This is a genomic window from Nostocoides jenkinsii Ben 74, assembly GCF_001046875.1.
Taxonomy (GTDB): Bacteria; Actinomycetota; Actinomycetes; order Actinomycetales; family Dermatophilaceae; genus Nostocoides_A; species Nostocoides_A jenkinsii.
Genome location: NZ_HF571038.1, coordinates 2,452,682 through 2,470,860, shown reverse-complemented (window position 1 = coordinate 2,470,860; position 18,179 = coordinate 2,452,682). Strand labels below are relative to the sequence as shown.

Genomic DNA, 18,179 nt, shown 5'->3' with positions numbered 1-18,179 from the left:
TGTACGTGGTCAATGCTTCTGGAGGAACGTGAGGCGTTCCCGCAACGTCGTGAGGCTTTCCCGGAACGTCGTGAGGCTTTCCTGCAACGGCGTGAGGCTTTCCTGACCGCGTGAGGGGCTATAGCGCCTCACGCGGTCAGGAAAGCCTCACCTGGTCGACAAAAGCCTCACCAGCTCAGAAAAGCCTCACGCCGTCAGAAAAGCCTCACCGGCAGAGGGGGGCTGGGGCGGCGGGACGGCGAAACGCCGTCCCGCAGGGTGCGGGGCGGCGTTTCGTCGGCTACTACTCCGTCTGCTGCTCGGTTAGCCCAAGCTCAGACGAATCCGGGTCAGTTGTAGTCCAGGCCCAACTCGGCATCGTCGAGGCGGATGGCCTCGCCGGTGCCGGCGCCGAACACCGGGTAGACGTAGTCGTCGTAGTTCGGCATCGCGTACATCGCGGCGCGGGCCTCAGCGGTCGGCTCGACCTTGATGTTGCGGTAGCGGGTCAGGCCGGTGCCGGCCGGGATCAACTTGCCGAGGATGACGTTCTCCTTCAGGCCGAGCAGCGGGTCGGACTTGCCTTCCATGGCCGCCTCGGTCAGGACGCGGGTGGTCTCCTGGAAGGAGGCCGCCGAGAGCCAGGAGTCGGTCGCCAGCGAGGCCTTGGTGATACCCATCAGCTCGGGGCGCCCGGAGGCCGGCCGGCCACCCTCGCCCACGACCCGACGGTTCTCCTCCTCGAAGCGGCCGCGCTCGGACAGCATGCCCGGGAGCAACTCGGTGTCACCCGACTCGATGATCGTGATCCGGCGCAGCATCTGCCGCACGATGACCTCGATGTGCTTGTCGTGGATGGCGACACCCTGCTGGCGATAAACCGCCTGGACCTCGTCCACGAGGTGCATCTGCACCTGACGCGGACCCTGGATGCGCAGGACCTGCTTGGGGTCGATCGCGCCCTGGACCAGCTTGGTGCCGACGGCCACGTGCTCACCGTCGGAGATGAGCAGGCGGGCGCGCTTGCTGACCGGGTAGGCGTGCTCCTCCGAGCCGTCGTCCGGGGTCAGCAGGATGCGCCGAGCCTTGTCGCTCTCCTCGATCTGCACCCGGCCGGCCGCCTCGGCGATCGGGGCGACACCCTTGGGGGTGCGCGCCTCGAACAACTCGACGACACGCGGCAGACCCTGGGTGATGTCGTCACCGGCCACACCACCGGTGTGGAAGGTACGCATCGTCAACTGGGTGCCCGGCTCACCGATGGACTGCGCGGCGATGATGCCGACCGCCTCACCGATGTCGACCAACTTGCCGGTCGCCAGCGAGCGGCCATAGCACTTGGCACACGTGCCGACCCGCGACTCACAGGTCAGGACGGAGCGGACCTTGACCTTGTCGACGCCGGCGGCGTAGAGCGCGTCGATGACGACGTCACCCAGGTCGATGCCGGCCACGGCCAAGACGTCCCCATCGACGGTGACGTCCTCGGCGAGGGTGCGGGCGTAGACCGAGGTCTCGACCTCCTCGTGCAGGGACCGACCCAGCTCGTTGGTGACAGAGATCGGCATGGTCAGGCCACGCTCGGTCCCACAGTCGTCCTCGCGGATGATGACGTCCTGGGAGACGTCGACGAGACGACGGGTGAGGTATCCGGAATCGGCCGTCCGCAACGCCGTGTCGGCCAGACCCTTGCGGGCACCGTGGGTGGAGATGAAGAACTCCAGCACCGACAGACCCTCACGGAAGTTCGTGCGGATCGGGCGCGGGATGATCTCGCCCTTCGGGTTGGCCATCAGACCTCGCATACCGGCGATCTGACGGAGCTGGAACCAGTTGCCTCGGGCACCCGAACGCACCATGCGGTAGATCGGGTTGTCCTGCGGGAAGTTGGACTCCATCTCCTTGGAGACCTCGTTGGTCGCCTTGGTCCAGATCTCGATGAGCTCCTGACGGCGCTCGTCGTCGGTGATCAGACCACGATCGAACTGGGTCTGCACCTTGGTCGCATTGGCTTCGTAACCAGCCAGGATGTCGCTCTTGCGCGGCGGCGTCACGACATCCGAGACGGCCACGGTCGTGCCCGAGCGGGTCGCCCAGTGGTAGCCCGCCTCCTTGAGCGCGTCGAGGGACGCCGCGACCTGCACCTTGCTGTAGCGCTCGGCCAGGTCGTTGACGATCGTGGACAGGCGCTTCTTGTCGACGGTCTCGTTGACGAAGGCGTAGTCGTGCGGGAGCGCGACATTGAAGAGCGCGCGACCCAGCGTCGTCTCGACCAGGAGCGAGGACACCACGCCGTTGTCGTCGGCCTCGAGGCCCTCCGGCAGTTCCGTGCCGGCGGTCGGGACGATGTCGGCCAACCGGATCTTGACCAGCGAGCCGAGCTCGATCTCGCCCGCGTCGAAGGCCATCCGCGCCTCGGCCGGGGTCGAGAACACGCGACCCGCACCCTTGCCGTCCACGACCTCGGAGGTCAGGTGGTAGAGACCGATGATCATGTCCTGGGTGGGCATGGTCACCGGACGTCCGTCGGCCGGCTTGAGGATGTTGTTGGAGGACAGCATCAGGATGCGGGCCTCGGCCTGCGCCTCCGCGGACAGCGGCAGGTGGACAGCCATCTGGTCACCGTCAAAGTCGGCGTTGAACGCCGTGCAGACGAGCGGGTGGATCTGGATGGCCTTGCCCTCGACCAGCTGCGGCTCGAAGGCCTGGATGCCGAGGCGGTGCAGGGTGGGTGCACGGTTGAGCAGCACGGGGTGCTCGGTGATGACCTCTTCGAGGACGTCCCACACGACCGAACGCTGACGCTCGACCATCCGCTTGGCCGACTTGATGTTCTGGGCGTGGTCGAGGTCGACCAGTCGCTTCATCACGAACGGCTTGAACAGCTCCAGCGCCATGGTCTTGGGCAGGCCGCACTGGTGCAGCTTCAGCTGCGGACCGACGACGATGACCGACCGACCGGAGTAGTCGACACGCTTGCCGAGGAGGTTCTGGCGGAAACGGCCCTGCTTGCCCTTGAGCATGTCGGACAGCGACTTCAGCGGACGGTTGCCGGGGCCCGTGACCGGGCGACCACGACGGCCGTTGTCGAAGAGGCTGTCGACCGCCTCCTGCAGCATCCGCTTCTCGTTGTTGACGATGATCTCGGGCGCGCCGAGGTCGAGCAGTCGCTTCAACCGGTTGTTGCGGTTGATGACGCGACGGTAGAGGTCGTTCAGGTCCGAGGTCGCGAACCGGCCCCCGTCGAGCTGCACCATCGGGCGCAGGTCCGGGGGGATGACCGGGACGGCGTCGAGCACCATACCGGCGGGGTGGTTGTCGGTCGTCATGAACGCCGAGACGACCTTCAGACGCTTGAGCGCGCGGGTCTTCTTCTGCCCGCGGCCGGTGGCGATGATCTCGCGCAGCAGCGCGGCCTCGGCATCCAGGTCGAAGGTCTCGAGCCGACGCTGGATCGCCGCGGCGCCCATACCGCCTTCGAAGTAGAGACCGAAGCGGTCCCGCATCTCGCGGTAGAGGATCTCGTCACCCTCGAGGTCTTGGACCTTGAGGTTCTTGAAGCGGTCCCAGACCTGGTCGAGGCGGTCGATCTGCTGGTCGGCGCGGCGACGCAACTGACCCATCTCACGCTCGGCCCCATCACGGACCTTGCGCTTGATGTCGGCCTTGGCGCCGTCGTTCTCCAGCTCGGCCATGTCGGTCTCGAGCTTCTTGGCGCGCGCCTCGATGTCGGCGTCCCGCCGGTTCTCGATCTCCTTCTTCTCGACCTCGATCTGCGCCTCCAAGGAGGGCAGGTCGGCGTGGCGCTGGTCCACATCGACACTCGTGATCATGTATGCCGCGAAGTAGATGACCTTCTCAAGGTCCTTCGGGGCGAGGTCGAGGAGGTAGCCGAGACGGCTGGGGACACCCTTGAAGTACCAGATGTGGGTGACCGGTGCGGCCAACTCGATGTGGCCCATCCGCTCGCGCCGCACCGCGGCCCGAGTGACCTCGACGCCACAGCGCTCACAGATGATGCCCTTGAAGCGGACCCGCTTGTACTTGCCACAGGCGCACTCCCAGTCCCGGGTGGGACCGAAGATGCGCTCGCAGAACAGACCATCCTTCTCCGGCTTCAGCGTCCGGTAGTTGATGGTCTCCGGCTTCTTGACCTCGCCGTGGCTCCACGTGCGAATGTCATCGGCCGTGGCCAGGCCGATCTGAAGCTGGTCAAAGAAATTCACATCCAGCACTTCGTGCTTCCGTTCTTTCGTATGCCGAGAAAGTTCAGTTCGTGCGTACCGCACTAGAGCCCTGACGGGCTGGTGGTCGGGTGCGCCTAAACCTCTTCGACGCTGCTGGGCTCACGGCGGGAGAGGTCGATGCCGAGTTCCTGCGCGGCCTGGAAGACGTCGTCCTCGCTGTCGCGTAGCTCAATCGCGCTGCCGTCGCGGGAGAGGACCTCCACGTTGAGGCAGAGGCTCTGCATCTCCTTGATGAGCACCTTGAAGGACTCGGGGATGCCCGGCTCGGGGATGTTCTCGCCCTTGACGATCGCCTCGTAGACCTTCACGCGGCCGTTGACGTCGTCGGACTTGATCGTCAGAAGCTCCTGCAGGGCGTAGGACGCGCCATACGCCTCCAGGGCCCAGACCTCCATCTCACCGAAGCGCTGGCCACCGAACTGGGCCTTACCGCCGAGCGGCTGCTGGGTGATCATCGAGTAGGGACCCGTGCTGCGCGCGTGGATCTTGTCGTCGACGAGGTGGTGGAGCTTCAGGATGTACATATAGCCCACCGACACCGGGGCGGGGTAGGGCTCGCCGGAGCGACCATCGAAGAGCCGCGCCTTGCCATTGGGGCCGACGAGGCGCTGACCGTCACGGGTGGGGAGGGTGTTCTCCAGGAGACCGAAGATCTCCTCCTCGCGGGCACCGTCGAAGACGGGGCTCGCGACCCGGGTTCCGGCCGGCGCGACCCGCGCGTCCGCACCCATCCGGGCGGCCCATTCGGCGCCGTCCGGGACCTCCCAGCCGCGGCTGGCAGCCCAACCGAGGTGGAGCTCGAGGACCTGTCCGATGTTCATCCGGCCGGGGACGCCGAGCGGGTTGAGCACGACGTCGACGGGGGTGCCGTCCTCAAGGAAGGGCATGTCCTCGACCGGCAGGATCTTGGAGATGACGCCCTTGTTGCCGTGGCGGCCGGCGAGCTTGTCGCCATCGGTGATCTTGCGCTTGTTGGCGACATAGACGCGGACCAGCTGGTTGACGCCCGGGGGCAGCTCGTCGCCGTCGTCCTTGTCGAAGACCTTGACGCCGATGACCGTGCCGGTCTCGCCGTGCGGGACCTTCAAGGAGGTGTCGCGAACCTCGCGCGCCTTCTCACCGAAGATCGCGCGGAGCAGGCGCTCCTCCGGGGTCAGCTCGGTCTCGCCCTTGGGCGTGACCTTGCCGACGAGCAGGTCGCCATCGCGAACCTCGGCGCCGATGCGGATGATGCCGCGCTCGTCGAGGTCGGCCAGGACGTCCTCGGAGACGTTCGGGATGTCCCGGGTGATCTCCTCGGGGCCGAGCTTGGTGTCGCGGGCGTCGACCTCGTGCTCCTCGATGTGGATCGAGGACAGCACGTCGTCCTGCACCAGGCGCTGGCTGAGGATGATCGCGTCCTCGTAGTTGTGGCCTTCCCACGGCATGAATGCCACGAGCAGGTTGCGCCCGAGCGCCATCTCGCCGCCGTCGGTCGCGGGACCGTCGGCGATGAGCCCGCCCTCTTCCAGGCGATCGCCCTCGGCGACCATCACCCGCTGGTTGTATGACGTGCCCTGGTTCGAGCGCGCAAACTTGGCGATGCGGTAGGTCCGGTAGGTGCCGTCGTCGCCGGCGACCGTCACGAGGTCGGCGGACACCTCGGTGACCACACCGGCCTTCTCGGCCCGGACGACATCGCCGGAGTCGAGCGCGGCGCGGTACTCCATGCCGGTGCCCACCAGCGGGGCCTCGCTGCGCACCAGCGGAACCGCCTGACGCTGCATGTTGGCACCCATGAGCGCGCGGTTGGCGTCGTCGTGCTCAAGGAACGGGATCATCGCGGTCGCCGCCGACACCATCTGGCGCGGGGAGACGTCCATGTAGTCGACCTCGGCGGCCGGAACGTCGATCGCCTCGCCGCCCTTGGTGCGCACGAGAACGCGCTCTTCGGTGTAGGTGCCGTCGGCGTTGAGCGCCGCATTGGCCTGCGCGATGACGTACTTGTCTTCCTCGTCTGCGGAGAGGTAGTGGATCTCGTCGCTGACGCGGCCGCCCGTGACCTTGCGGTAGGGCGTCTCGATGAAGCCGAAGGCGTTGATCCGGGCGTAGGACGCGAGCGAACCGATGAGGCCGATGTTGGGGCCTTCCGGCGTCTCGATCGGGCACATGCGGCCGTAGTGGCTCGGGTGGACGTCGCGGACCTCCATGCCGGCGCGGTCACGGGAGAGACCGCCCGGACCCAGCGCGGACAGACGCCGCTTGTGCGTCAGGCCGGCCAGCGGGTTGTTCTGGTCCATGAACTGCGACAACTGCGAGGTGCCGAAGAACTCCTTGATCGACGCCACGACCGGGCGGATGTTGATCAGGGTCTGCGGGGTGATCGCCTCGACGTCCTGGGTCGTCATGCGCTCGCGCACGACGCGCTCCATCCGGGACAGGCCCGTGCGGACCTGGTTCTGGATGAGTTCACCCACGCTGCGCAGACGGCGGTTGCCGAAGTGGTCGATGTCGTCGGTCTCGACGCTCAACTCGACCGGCGCGCCGTCGCGCACGCCGGCGATCGTGTCGTCGCCACGGTGCAGGGCGACGAGGTACTTGATCGTCGCGACGATGTCGTCCAGCGTCAGGACCGAGTCGTGCAGGTCGACGTCACGGCCGAGCTTGCGGCCGATCTTGTAGCGGCCGACCTTCGCGAGGTCATAGCGCTTGGGGTTGAAGTAGAGGTTGTCCAGCAGGGTCTGGGCGGCCTCACGCGTCGGCGGCTCACCCGGGCGCAGCTTGCGGTAGATGTCGAGCAGGGCATCGTCCTGGCCGGCGATGTGGTCCTTCTCGAGGGTGAGTTCCATCGACTCGTAGCCGGCGAACTCCTCGCGGATCTGCGCCTCGGTCATGCCGAGGGCCTTGAGCAGCACCGTGACCGACTGCTTGCGCTTGCGGTCGACGCGCACGCCGATCATGTCGCGCTTGTCGATCTCAAACTCCAGCCACGCACCCCGGCTCGGGATGACCTTGACGGTGTAGATGTCCTTGTCGGACGTCTTGTCAGGCGTCCGCTCGAAGTAGACGCCCGGGGAGCGGACGAGCTGCGAGACGACGACGCGCTCGGTGCCGTTGATGATGAAGGTGCCGCGCTCGGTCATGAGCGGGAAGTCGCCCATGAAGACCGTCTGGCTCTTGATCTCACCGGTGGTGGTGTTCATGAACTCCGCGGTGACGAACAGGGGCGCGGAGTAGGTCTGGTCGCGCTCCTTGCAGTCCTCGATGGAGTACTTGCTCTCCTCGAAGCGGTGATCGCGGAAGCTCAGGCTCATCGAGCCGGAGAAGTCCTCGATCGGGGAGATCTCTTCGAAGATCTCCTCCAGGCCAGAGCGGTCAGGAACGTCGCGGCGGCCGTCCTCCAGGGCGGCGGCGACGCGGTCCTGCCAACGCTCGTTGCCCAGCAGCCAGTCGAAGGACTCGGTCTGCAGGGCCAACAGGTCAGGAACCTCGAGAGGCTCCCGGATCTTGGCGAAGGAGAGACGGCCGGAGGCCGTCAGAGCGGATGCAGCTGAAGTGGTGCGCGAGGCAGCCAAGGAGGGTCCTTCCACGGGCCTGACTTGTCTTCATGCGCGGAACAACCCGACGCTCACGCCCTGGGGCAACAGCGCGGCATACGGACGAAAAGCCCGTGGACAAGCCGGTGGCACACAGGGTGGAAGGAGGGAAGCACAGCGCAAAGAACGACTATACGGCATCCGGGCATGACTCGGCAAGCCTGTCCAACCGGCCTCCGAACCAGCCAAGCGGCGGGGAGGCGCTGAACTCGACGCGTAGAGGATGCAGTGTGCAGCGGCTCACGTCAAGCAGGCGCGTGGTGCCGGGCGCGTCGGGGCCCCGACGAGTGACTTCCATGGGGACCGGCGACAGTCCGGGAGGGGAGCGCGCGGCATACGAAAAGCCCCTCCCCCGCAACGATTTCTCGTATGCGGAGGAGGGGCTCTCGCAGATCATCAGACCCGGAACCCCGGGCCTTCAATCACTTGAGGGTGACGGTCGCGCCCGCGCCCTCGAGCTGCTCCTTGGCCTTCTCGGCCGCAGCCTTGTCGACCTTCTCGAGGACGGGCTTGGGGGCGCCGTCAACGAGGTCCTTGGCCTCCTTGAGACCGAGCGACGTGAGCGCACGGACCTCCTTGATGACCTGGATCTTCTTGTCGCCGGCAGCCTCGAGGATGACGTCGAACTCGTCCTGCTCCTCGGCCTCGGCCGGAGCGTCGGCAGCGCCGCCACCGCCGACGGCCGGGCCGGCCATCATCGGGGCCGCGGCGGTGACGCCGAAGGTCTCCTCGAACTGCTTGACGAACTCGGAGAGCTCGATCAGGGTCATCTCCTTGAAAGCGTCAAGGAGCTCGTCGGTGCTGAGCTTCGCCATGATGGGCGTCCTTTCTCGTTATTTCGTATGCCGTGAGTGGCGTGAAGGGTGCTGAACCGCGGGTGCGGCTCAGGCGTCGTCGCCACCCGTGGCGACGTCCTCGGCCGGGGCGTCCTGCGGGGCGTCCGCGGGAGCGTCCTGGACCGTGTCCTGGGGAGCCGGCGCAGCCGCGACGGCGGGACCCTCGGCCTCGACCTTGGCACGCAGGGCGTCGACGGTGCGAGCGGCCTGCGACAGGGGCGCGGCGAAGAGGTAGACAGCCTTGCTCAGCGAGGCGTTCATGGCCCCGGCAAGCTTGGCGAGCAGAACCTCGCGCGACTCAAGGTCGGCGAGCTTCGTGACCTCTGCGGCGGTCAGGGCGCGCCCGTCAAGGACACCGCCCTTGATCACGAGCAGAGGGTTGGCCTTGGCGAAGTCACGCAGCGTCTTGGCTGCCTCGACGGGGTCACCCTCGACGAAAGCGATGGCGGTCGGACCGGCGAGCTGACCCTCGAAAGCGGTCACCCCGGCTTCCTTGGCCGCCAGGTCGGTCAGCGTGTTCTTGACCACGGCGTAGGTGGCGTTGCCACGGAGAGTGGTGCGCAGCTGGGTCAGCTGCTTCACGGTCAAACCGCGGTACTCCGTGAGAACGGCCGCGTTCGAGGAACGGAACTTGTCCGTCAGCTCGGCAATGGCAGCGGACTTGGTCGTCTTCGCCATGTGGGCCTCCTTCGTCGTTGGCGACCGCAGTGAGGGCCCAACCACGAGAAAAGCCCCGGCGCAGGGCACGGGGCGGGCACGGCATACGAGGAAGAAAATCCTGATGCATCGTGGAACGTCGTGGCCTGCGCTGGTCGCCCACTCGAGGGTGGAACCTTCGGCTTCACGGCGTATGCCGTGCAGCAACCGGCGGTCATTGGTCGTTGTTCAGGATACGGGCTGCCGACGCGGCCACCAAATCGTCGGCCGGTGAACAGGCCCACGTATGCCGATCGGCCGGCACCCAAACGAGGGTGCCGGCCGATCGAGTCCGCGGTGGCGGATCGTCACATGGTGGTGACTTCGGAGGCCGGCGGGGCCTCGATCGAGACCTTCTTGCCCCAGTCGGAGTAGGTGACCTTGATCTCCATACCCATGTTCATGACCGTCTCGACGGGACGGCCCTCGCTGTCGAGGGTGTAGGTGACCGGGATGGACTTGGGCATCGATGCCGTGGCCGACCCAAGGCTGTCGCCCGCGTCGCCCATGGCCTCGATCAGGTTGGCCATGTTGAGGTCCATCTTGACCGTGGTGTTGCCGCCGTCCTTAGCGGTGACGGTGATGTCCTGGTCGCCTAGGGCCTTGGCCATCGTCTCGGGGTCGAAGGTGTTGACGTCGGGCGCCCCTGCGTCGCCGGCCGTGGCGCTGTCCATCGACACCCACTTGGTGCCGCCGGCGAACATCGGCGACTTCATGTAGGTCTTGCCCCCGACGGAGATCATCTCCATCCTGGAGCCGGCGACCTCCATGGTCATGGTGCTGTTCTGCTTGCCGTCGGCGACCTGGAAGTCGCCCTCGGCGGTGATGGAGCCGCCCATGTCCATGCTCATGTGGCCGGACGTGCCGTCCTTGAAAGCCGCCGACATGGCGTCGGCCAGCGTCTTGCCGCTGATCTTGTCGCCGACCTTGGCGTTGGCCAGCGAGCTGGCGGTGTCGCCAGTGCCCGCGTCGGTGGTCGTGGTCGAGGCGGGGGCCTCGGACTCCGAGGACGTCGCGGCCGATGCCGACCCGCTGCCGCTGGCGGTCGAGGCGCTGGTGGACGCACCGGCGGCCGTGCTCGTGGACGGATCCGCCGTCTTCGTGCCGCCCCCGCAGCCAGTCAGCGCCAGCGCGCCCGCGGCGACAGCCGCGGCCAGGCTCATCTTCTTCACGGTGATTTCCCCTCTGGATCTTCCGATTTCGGCCACCGGGTGTCCCGCTGGCCGGCTGACAGCGATTCTAATCGCTGCCTCCGTGCGCATAGACGTGCGGCCTCCCGCCGTCGGTTCCGTCCGAGGTTGCGCCGGACACGACTCCGGGCGGGCACGAGGGGAGTCCTCGTGCCCGCCCTGGGTGCGGGAGAACGGCATACGGTATGCCGCGGCGAACGTCAGGCGTTCGCGTCCTCCTCCAGGAGGTTGCGGGTCTTGGTGTAGTCCAGCGGGATGCCGGGGCCCATCGTGGTGGTGAGGGTCGCCTTGAGCAGGAACCGGCCCTTGGACGCGGACGGCTTCAGACGCAGGACCTCCTCCAGTGCGGCGGCGTAGTTCTCGACCAGCGCGTTGTCGTCGAAGCTCGCCTTGCCGATGATGAAGTGCAGGTTGGCGTGCTTGTCGTTGCGGAACTCGATCTTGCCGCCCTTGATGTCGGTGACAGCCTTGGCGGTGTCCATCGTGACGGTGCCGGTCTTGGGGTTCGGCATGAGACCGCGGGGGCCGAGGACCTTGCCGAGTCGACCGACCTTGCCCATGAGGTCCGGGGTCGCGACGACGGCGTCGAAGTCGAGCCAGCCACCGGAGACCTTGTCGATCATGTCGTCGGAACCGACGTAGTCGGCGCCGGCGGCGCGAGCGGCTTCAGCCTTGTCGCCATTGGCGAACACCAGGACGCGGGCGGTCTTGCCCGTGCCGTGGGGCAGGTTGACGGTGCCGCGGACGAGCTGGTCGGCCTTGCGGGGGTCGATGCCGAGGCGGAAGGCGACCTCCACGGTCGGGTCGTACTTGGTGGTGGAGGTTTCCTTGGCGAGGCGGACGGCCTCGAGGGGGGTGTAAAGCTTGGAGCGGTCGATCTTCTCGGCCGCGGCCTTGTAGGCCTTGCTGCGCTGCATGGTGACTCCTTGAGTGAGTGGTTGTGGTGCGGGCCAGCGCGGCCCTGCCACGCCGCCACCGGTGCTGGTGGCGGTTGATGAAACCCTGAGGATCAGAGTTCGGTGGTGATGCCCATCGAGCGGGCGGTGCCGGCGATGATGCGCATTGCCATCTCGACGTCGTTGGCGTTGAGGTCTTCCATCTTCTGCTCGGCGATCTCGCGCACCTGGTCCTTGGTCAGCTTGGCGACCTTGGTCTTGTGCGGCTCGCCGGACCCCTTGGCAACGCCAGCAGCCTTCTTGATCAGCTCGGCGGCCGGCGGGGTCTTGGTGACGAAGGTGAACGAGCGGTCTTCGTAGACCGTGATCTCGACGGGGATGACGTTGCCGCGCTGGGCTTCCGTCGCGGCGTTGTAGGCCTTGACGAACTCCATGATGTTGACGCCGTGCTGACCGAGGGCCGGGCCCACGGGCGGCGCGGGCGTCGCGGCGCCGGCGTTGATCTGCAGCTTGATGAAGCCGGAGACCTTCTTCTTGGGAGGCATGTGCCATTCCTTCTGTTCGTGGGCCTACGCCGTGGGCGATGACCCGGTTGCATCGTCCGAACCGCGAGCTTGCGAGCCTGGTTCGGACGAAATATGGGTTGTGGTGAGCGAAGCGAGCGCCTGGCTCTTGGGGGGTCCACGGGGGGCGAAGCCCCCCGTGCCGGTCAAACCGCGAGCTCGCGAGCCTGGTTTGACCGGAACATTCAGTTGTGTGAGCGAAGCGAACGCCTCGCCTTTGGGGGGCACACGGGGGGCGGAGCCCCCCGTGTGGGCGGAGCCCCCCGTGTGATCAAATTTTTGCGACTTGGCCGAAGCCGAGCTCGACGGGGGTTTCGCGGCCGAAGATGGAGACGAGGACCTTGAGCTTCTGGGTGTCGACGTTGATCTCGGAGATCGTGGCCGGCATGGTCTCGAACGGGCCTTCCATCACGGTGACGGACTCGCCGATCTCGAAGTCGACGAGCGTCGCCGACGAGGACTTCGAGGGGGCGGTGCCACCCTGGCCGCCGGCGGTGACGCCTTGCTCCAGGTCGGCGGGCTTGAGCATGGAGAAGACCTCGTCGAGGTGCAGGGGCACGGGGGCGTGCGCGTTGCCGACGAAGCCGGTGACCCCGGGCGTATGCCGCACGGCTCCCCAGGACTCGTCGGTCATCTCCATCCGGACCAGGACGTAGCCGGGCATCCGCACGCGGTTGACCTGCTTCTTCTGGCCGTTCTTGATCTCGGTGACGGTCTCCATGGGGACCTGCACCTCGAAGATGTAGTCCTCCATGTTGAGGGAGGTCATCCGGGTCTCGAGGTTGTGCTTGACGCGGTTCTCGTAGCCGGCGTAGGAGTGGATGACGTACCAGTCACCGAACTTGGCGGCGAGGTCATCCTTGAACGCCTGCACCGGGTCGGCCGGGAGGGCGTCGCCATCGGCGTCGGTGTCGTTCGGCTCGGTCTCGTCGGCCGCAGCGTCGTCAGCCAGCTCGACCGCAGTCTCGTCGGCCGTCGTCTCCTCGGCCGCAGTGGCGTCGCCCGCGTCGAGGGTGCTCTCGTCGGCTGCGGTGTCGTCGAACTCAGGCTCCTGGGACATCAACACTTCCTCACAGTTCGGTGGATCGATCGGCGGTCGTCGGCGCTCAGTTGCCGAAGACCAGCGCGACGAGCTTGCTGAACCCGAAGTCCAACGTTGCGGTCATGGCCATCATGAACGTGACGAACACGATGACGACGGCGGTGTAGTTGAGCAGTTCGGAGCGAGTCGGCGGCACGACCTTGCGCAACTCATCGAGGATCTGCTTGATGAACAGCCGCAGCCTGGCAACCGGCGACATCCCTTTGTCACCCCTCCTGGTGGAGGCGCGCGAAGAGCTACCCACGTCGGTCACGGCGTAACTTCCTTCGATGGCGGCGAATACGGTGCGGTGGCAGCAGGCGCCGCACCGGGCGACGACCACAACGCAGGGCAGGAGGGACTCGAACCCCCAACCGCCGGTTTTGGAGACCGGTGCTCTACCAATTGAGCCACTGCCCTAGGCAACGCGCGGGTTGAGTCGCGCGTTCCCGGAGGTGTCCGAAGGCATGCCGGAGCAGGCCTAGGTGGACACCGAGGAACAAGCATACGGGACAGGGTGGGCTGGGTGCGAACTCGTATGCCGGAGTGGAAGCATGGGGGTGTGAGCGACGTGACGCAGCCCTTGACCGACCTGACCCCCGCCGAACTCCAGGATTACTTGGGTCGGCAGCGCGCGGCATACGACGCCTTGAAAGAGCGCGGGTTGACCCTCGATCTGACTCGGGGGAAGCCGTCGGCGGCCCAGTTGGCACTCGCCGACCGCCTCCTCGACCTGCCCGAGGGTTTCAAGGACGCCGACGGTGTGGACGTGCGCAACTACGGCGGCCTGAACGGTCTGCGCGAGATCCGCGAGATGTTTGCCGACCTGCTGTGGGTCGAGCCGGATCAGGTGATCGCGGGCGGCAACTCCAGCCTGACGATGATGCACGACACCCTCGTCATGTGCCTGCTGCACGGGGCGGTCGACTCCGAGCGTCCGTGGGGGCGCGAGGAGACGGTGAAGTTCATCTGCCCCGTGCCGGGCTATGACCGGCACTTCACGATGCTCGCCTCCTATGGCATCGAGATGATCCCGGTGCCGATCAACGCCGACGGCCCCGATGCGACCGCGATCGCCGCCCTCGTCAAGGACGACCCGGCGATCAAGGGCATGTGGATCGTGCCGACCTATGCCAACCCGTCCGGGACGACGATCAGCGAAGACGTGGCCGCGACTCTGGTCGCGATGCCGACGGCAGCCCCGGACTTCAAGATCTTCTGGGACAACGCCTATGCGTTCCATCACCTGACCGAGGACGAGGCCAAGAGCGTCGACATCCTCTCGGTCGCGGCAGCGGCAGGAAACCCCAACCGCCCCATCATGTTTGCCTCAACGAGCAAGATTTCGTATGCCGGTTCCGGCGTCGCCTTCCTCGCCGCCGCCAAGGACAATGTGGCGTGGTGGCTGCGGCACTATCAGTACGCCTCGATCGGGCCGGACAAGGTCAATCAACTGCGGCACATCCAGTTCTTCGGCAGCGCGCAGGGCGTGCGTGACCACATGCTCAAGCACCGCGAGATCCTCGCGCCGAAGTTCGCCGCCGTCGACGCGGCGCTCACCGCGGCGCTGGACGGGCTCGGGGTCGCCACGTGGTCGAAGCCGACGGGTGGCTACTTCGTCAATCTCGACGTGCTCGACGGCACCGCCTCGCGGGTCGTCGCGCTCGCCAAGGAGGCCGGGATCGTGCTGACCCCGGCCGGCGCGTCGTTCCCGCACGGGCACGATCCGCGCGACCGCAACATCCGCCTCGCGCCGTCCTTCCCCGTCCTGGCCGACGTCGAGACGGCGATGGCCGGGGTGGCCACCTGTGTGGGGTTAGCCGCCGCCGAGAAGCTGGCCGCGCGGCATACGGCCTCCGCATCGACTCCGGAAGGAGAATGACGCCATGTCTGAGGCAACCGAGAACATCGGCGACGAGTTCGGCACCTACAGCGTCGATGACGAGGACCAACTCCAGCCCGAGGACACTCTGATCGACGACGGGATCGAGGACGTGCTGGACCGGGGCTACTCCCCTGCCGACACCGATCGCGGGTCCCGGGCGTATGGGGTGACCGCCCACGAGCAGGCCGGCCACGAGAGCATCGAACAGCGCATCGCCCAGGAAGTCCCCGACCCCAATTCGGCGTATGGCGCGCCCTTCCACGAGTCGATCCTGGACGAGGAGCGGATCGGCGGCGACGACCCGGATTCCATTGACGCCGAGGATGACTGGCTCGGTGACGACGAGGTCGGCGACCAGCGGGCCGGGCGACTCGTGGACGACGGCGGGGACCACACGTGGGGTCGCGACGTGGGCGTCGACGGCGCCGGCGCGTCCGCCGAGGAAGCAGCCATGCACATCCTCGAGGCCGAGTGACTGTCGCACGACAACCGGGAGCGAGGACCCGCTGAGTTCTCCCGTCACTGGGCGCGATCTCGCGACCCTGCCCAAGGCTCACCTGCACCTGCATTTCACCGGCTCGCTGCGGCTGTCGTCCCTTGTGGAGTTAGCGGCGGGTCACGGGATCCGGCTGCCTGACGCCCTCGTCGGGGCTTGGCCGCCGCGGTTGGCGAGCGTGCGGGACGAGCGTGGGTGGTTCCGCTTCCAACGGCTGTATGACGCGGCCCGCGCCTGCGTCCGCGCCGAGGAAGACATGCGACGCCTCGTGCGGGAGGCGTCGGTGGACGACGCCGCCGAGGGATCGCGGTGGTTGGAACTGCAGGTGGACCCCACGTCATACGCGCCCTTTGTCGAAGGGATCACCCCCGCCCTCGAGATCGTGCTGGACGAGGCGGCCGCGGTGTCGGCGGCGGGCGGGGCGCCGGTCGCGATCATCGTGGCGGCGAGCCGAATCCGGCATCCGCTGGATGCACGAACGCTGGCGCGGCTGGCGGCCCGGTATGCGGGTGACGGGCCGGGCACGGTCGTGGGATTCGGGTTGAGCAATGACGAGCGTCGCGGGGAGACACGTGAGTTCGCCCCGGCCTTCGCCATCGCGCGGAAGGCGGGGCTGGCGCTGATGCCGCACACGGGTGAGCTCCTCGGGCCGAATGCCGTCGAGGAGACGCTGGACGCGATGCAGCCGGACCGGCTCGGCCACGGGGTCCGCTCGATCGAGGACCCGCGCGTGGTCGAGCGCATCGCGGCGGACGGGGTCGCGCTGGAGGTCTGCCCGGCCTCGAATGTCGCGCTCGGCGTGTATGCCGAGCCCGCCGACGTCCCCGTGCGTGCGCTGGTGGAGGCCGGGGTCTCGGTCGCGCTCGGGGCAGACGATCCGTTGCTGTTCGGCTCGCGGTTGGTGGCGCAGTACGCCCTGGCGCGGGACGTGCTGGGGTTCGACGATGCCGGGCTCGCCGAGCTGGCGCGGGGGTCGGTCCGGGCGGCCCGGATGCCGGCCGCGCTGCGAACCTCGACGTTGAACGCGATCGACGACTGGCTGGCGGCAGCCCCGGTTTGAGTCCGGGTTGGCGAGGCGGAGTCGCCGGGTGGCTCCGGGGGCCGCGGGGGCCGCGGGGGCGCATGGGCGCGGGGGCGCATGGGCGCGGGGCGACGCCGCGGGCGATCACCCGAACTTACGTTGCTTGACATGACCCACATCGAAAACACCCACATCAGCATCCTCCCCACCGCAGGACGGTCCGACTTGGTCCCGTCCGCCCTAGTCCCGTCCCGACGCGCGCTGCGGCGCGACCTACCCGCGGCGGTGATCACAGCGCTGAGTCTGGCGGCCTGCTCCGGGGGGCCGGCGCCCCATACGTCGTCATCGACTCCGGCGAGCGCTTCGGGCTCCTCCGCCTCGCCGGACGGCCCCACGGCTCGACCCTCGGCCTCCGCCACCTCGGGGAGTTCGGCCGCGGCGCCCGAGGCGAAGGTTGCCTGGCGTGTCGCCGACATGGACCCAGTCACGGGCGTCACCCTGTCGGCCGGGAAGGACCTGGCGCTGTACTTCGCGCAACGCGGCGAGCGCCGCTACCTGCGCGCGATTTCCACCGCCACGGGCAAGGTGGCCTGGCAGCAGGCGCTGCCGAAGCAGGTCGGCTGGCATGGCGTGACCAACACCCCGCCCGCCATCGTCGGCAACCGTGTCGCTGCGGCGATCGCCGCGGGGGACGACTCCCGCATACGCATCCTTGATGTGGCGACGGGCAAGCAAGTCGGCAAGGACAGCGCGACCGTCAACGCGGTCGAGGATCTCGCGCTGTGCGCCGATGGGATGGCGTGGTGCTTCCTGGGCAGCCGTGACGGGACGGTGCCGATGCCCGCGCAGCGGCTGGCCCCGGGGGCGGCGACCTTCACGACGACGCACGCGGGCATCATCCGCTGGGACAGTGCGAGGGAGGACACGCTGAGCTACTACGTCGACGGGGCGAAGCAATGGACGTTCCGGCCGGCAGCGATCCTGAAAGACTGCGCCTCGTGGTTCTGCGCCCGCGGCTGGGCGACGGTCGAGGACACCGCCGTGGCGTCGCTGACGGTCCAGGCTCGCGGTGAGCGACTCCACGCCGCGACGGTTGCGGCCTTCGACGCAGCCTCCGGGGCGCAGCGCTGGACGTCCCGCGGGGACGTGCTCGCGATGCCCGAGGACGACCACGGCCGCGATGTGCGCACCGGCGACGTGATCTATGTCTTCACGCCGGACCCGACGCGGATGACGGGCCGGTATGGGGAGTGGGACCCCCAATTGCTGCACGGCGGGAGCCTGCGCGCGCTTGACCGGGAGACGGGTGCGCAGAAGTGGCGGGTCGAGTTCGAGCGGCCGAGCTCCTTCCCGAAGGTGATCGTGCTGCCCGGTGGCAGCGTCATCGTGGAGTTGGGCAACGCGACGATGCAGGTCGATGCCGAGAGCGGGGTGGCCACGGACGCCGCCGACCTGACGTATTGGCGCGGCACGGATGAGTCGGGCAATGGGATGAATACCCAACGGCTCTTGGAGGTTCTTGAGCCCGTGCGGGACGCGGCGATCGCGGAGGCGGTGCCACTCCCCATACCGGACGGGGTTGGGTCCCAGGCGGGGGACGTGCGGGTCGTGGCGCGGCCGGACGCCCTCGTGGCTTATCGCGTCGGCTGAGGCCCAAATCCGACAACTCAGCACAGGTTAGTCAACTGTGGACACCTTGCAAGGTGTCCACAGT

The 18,179-nt window shown here is 67.5% G+C and carries 13 protein-coding genes and 1 tRNA gene; 4 read left to right on the top strand and 10 right to left on the bottom strand.

Going from position 1 to position 18,179, the window contains the following annotated elements:
* Positions 1-329: 329 nt before the first annotated feature.
* The 10 genes from BN13_RS11695 to BN13_RS11650 all read right to left on the bottom strand — a co-directional run bounded on the left by BN13_RS11695 (position 330) and on the right by BN13_RS11650 (position 13,483).
* Positions 330-4,214, bottom strand: a complete 3,885-nt coding sequence (locus tag BN13_RS11695) for a DNA-directed RNA polymerase subunit beta' (RefSeq protein WP_048547035.1) — start codon at positions 4,212-4,214, stop codon at positions 330-332.
* A gap of 86 nt (positions 4,215-4,300) precedes the next feature.
* Positions 4,301-7,780 carry a DNA-directed RNA polymerase subunit beta gene (rpoB, locus tag BN13_RS11690; protein ID WP_048547033.1) on the bottom strand — a complete coding sequence of 1,160 codons (3,480 nt, stop codon included), beginning with the start codon at positions 7,778-7,780 and terminating at the stop codon, positions 4,301-4,303.
* A 443-nt stretch (positions 7,781-8,223) separates the two neighbouring features.
* Positions 8,224-8,616: a 50S ribosomal protein L7/L12 gene (gene rplL / locus BN13_RS11685; protein WP_048547031.1), complete on the bottom strand. Its 393-nt coding sequence runs from the start codon at positions 8,614-8,616 to the stop codon at positions 8,224-8,226.
* A gap of 69 nt (positions 8,617-8,685) precedes the next feature.
* On the bottom strand, positions 8,686-9,315 hold the full coding sequence (gene rplJ / locus BN13_RS11680; protein ID WP_048547028.1) for a 50S ribosomal protein L10: 630 nt from the start codon (positions 9,313-9,315) through the stop codon (positions 8,686-8,688).
* Positions 9,316-9,641: 326 nt separating this feature from the next.
* Positions 9,642-10,505 (bottom strand): hypothetical protein, encoded by an 864-nt coding sequence (locus BN13_RS11675; protein ID WP_048547025.1) that lies wholly within the window; start codon positions 10,503-10,505, stop codon positions 9,642-9,644.
* Between the two features lie 218 nt (positions 10,506-10,723).
* Positions 10,724-11,440, bottom strand: a complete 717-nt coding sequence (rplA, locus tag BN13_RS11670; protein WP_048547023.1) for a 50S ribosomal protein L1 — start codon at positions 11,438-11,440, stop codon at positions 10,724-10,726.
* 92 nt (positions 11,441-11,532) lie between these two features.
* Complete coding sequence (rplK, locus tag BN13_RS11665; RefSeq protein ID WP_048547020.1) at positions 11,533-11,964, bottom strand: 50S ribosomal protein L11; 432 nt, start codon at positions 11,962-11,964, stop codon at positions 11,533-11,535.
* Between the two features lie 289 nt (positions 11,965-12,253).
* Complete coding sequence (gene nusG / locus BN13_RS11660; protein ID WP_048549114.1) at positions 12,254-13,042, bottom strand: transcription termination/antitermination protein NusG; 789 nt, start codon at positions 13,040-13,042, stop codon at positions 12,254-12,256.
* Between the two features lie 46 nt (positions 13,043-13,088).
* Positions 13,089-13,337 carry a preprotein translocase subunit SecE gene (gene secE / locus BN13_RS11655; RefSeq protein ID WP_048549113.1) on the bottom strand — a complete coding sequence of 83 codons (249 nt, stop codon included), beginning with the start codon at positions 13,335-13,337 and terminating at the stop codon, positions 13,089-13,091.
* Between the two features lie 73 nt (positions 13,338-13,410).
* Positions 13,411-13,483, bottom strand: a tRNA-Trp gene (locus tag BN13_RS11650).
* Positions 13,484-13,625: 142 nt separating this feature from the next.
* Here BN13_RS11650 and BN13_RS11645 point away from each other — a divergent pair.
* The 4 genes from BN13_RS11645 to BN13_RS11630 all read left to right on the top strand — a co-directional run bounded on the left by BN13_RS11645 (position 13,626) and on the right by BN13_RS11630 (position 18,115).
* Positions 13,626-14,945 (top strand): aminotransferase class I/II-fold pyridoxal phosphate-dependent enzyme, encoded by a 1,320-nt coding sequence (locus tag BN13_RS11645; protein ID WP_157038566.1) that lies wholly within the window; start codon positions 13,626-13,628, stop codon positions 14,943-14,945.
* 4 nt (positions 14,946-14,949) lie between these two features.
* On the top strand, positions 14,950-15,423 hold the full coding sequence (locus BN13_RS19330; RefSeq protein ID WP_048547016.1) for a DUF5709 domain-containing protein: 474 nt from the start codon (positions 14,950-14,952) through the stop codon (positions 15,421-15,423).
* A 31-nt stretch (positions 15,424-15,454) separates the two neighbouring features.
* Positions 15,455-16,504, top strand: a complete 1,050-nt coding sequence (locus BN13_RS11635) for an adenosine deaminase (protein WP_157038721.1) — start codon at positions 15,455-15,457, stop codon at positions 16,502-16,504.
* Between the two features lie 129 nt (positions 16,505-16,633).
* On the top strand, positions 16,634-18,115 hold the full coding sequence (locus BN13_RS11630) for an outer membrane protein assembly factor BamB family protein (protein WP_048547014.1): 1,482 nt from the start codon (positions 16,634-16,636) through the stop codon (positions 18,113-18,115).
* Positions 18,116-18,179 lie beyond the last annotated feature (64 nt).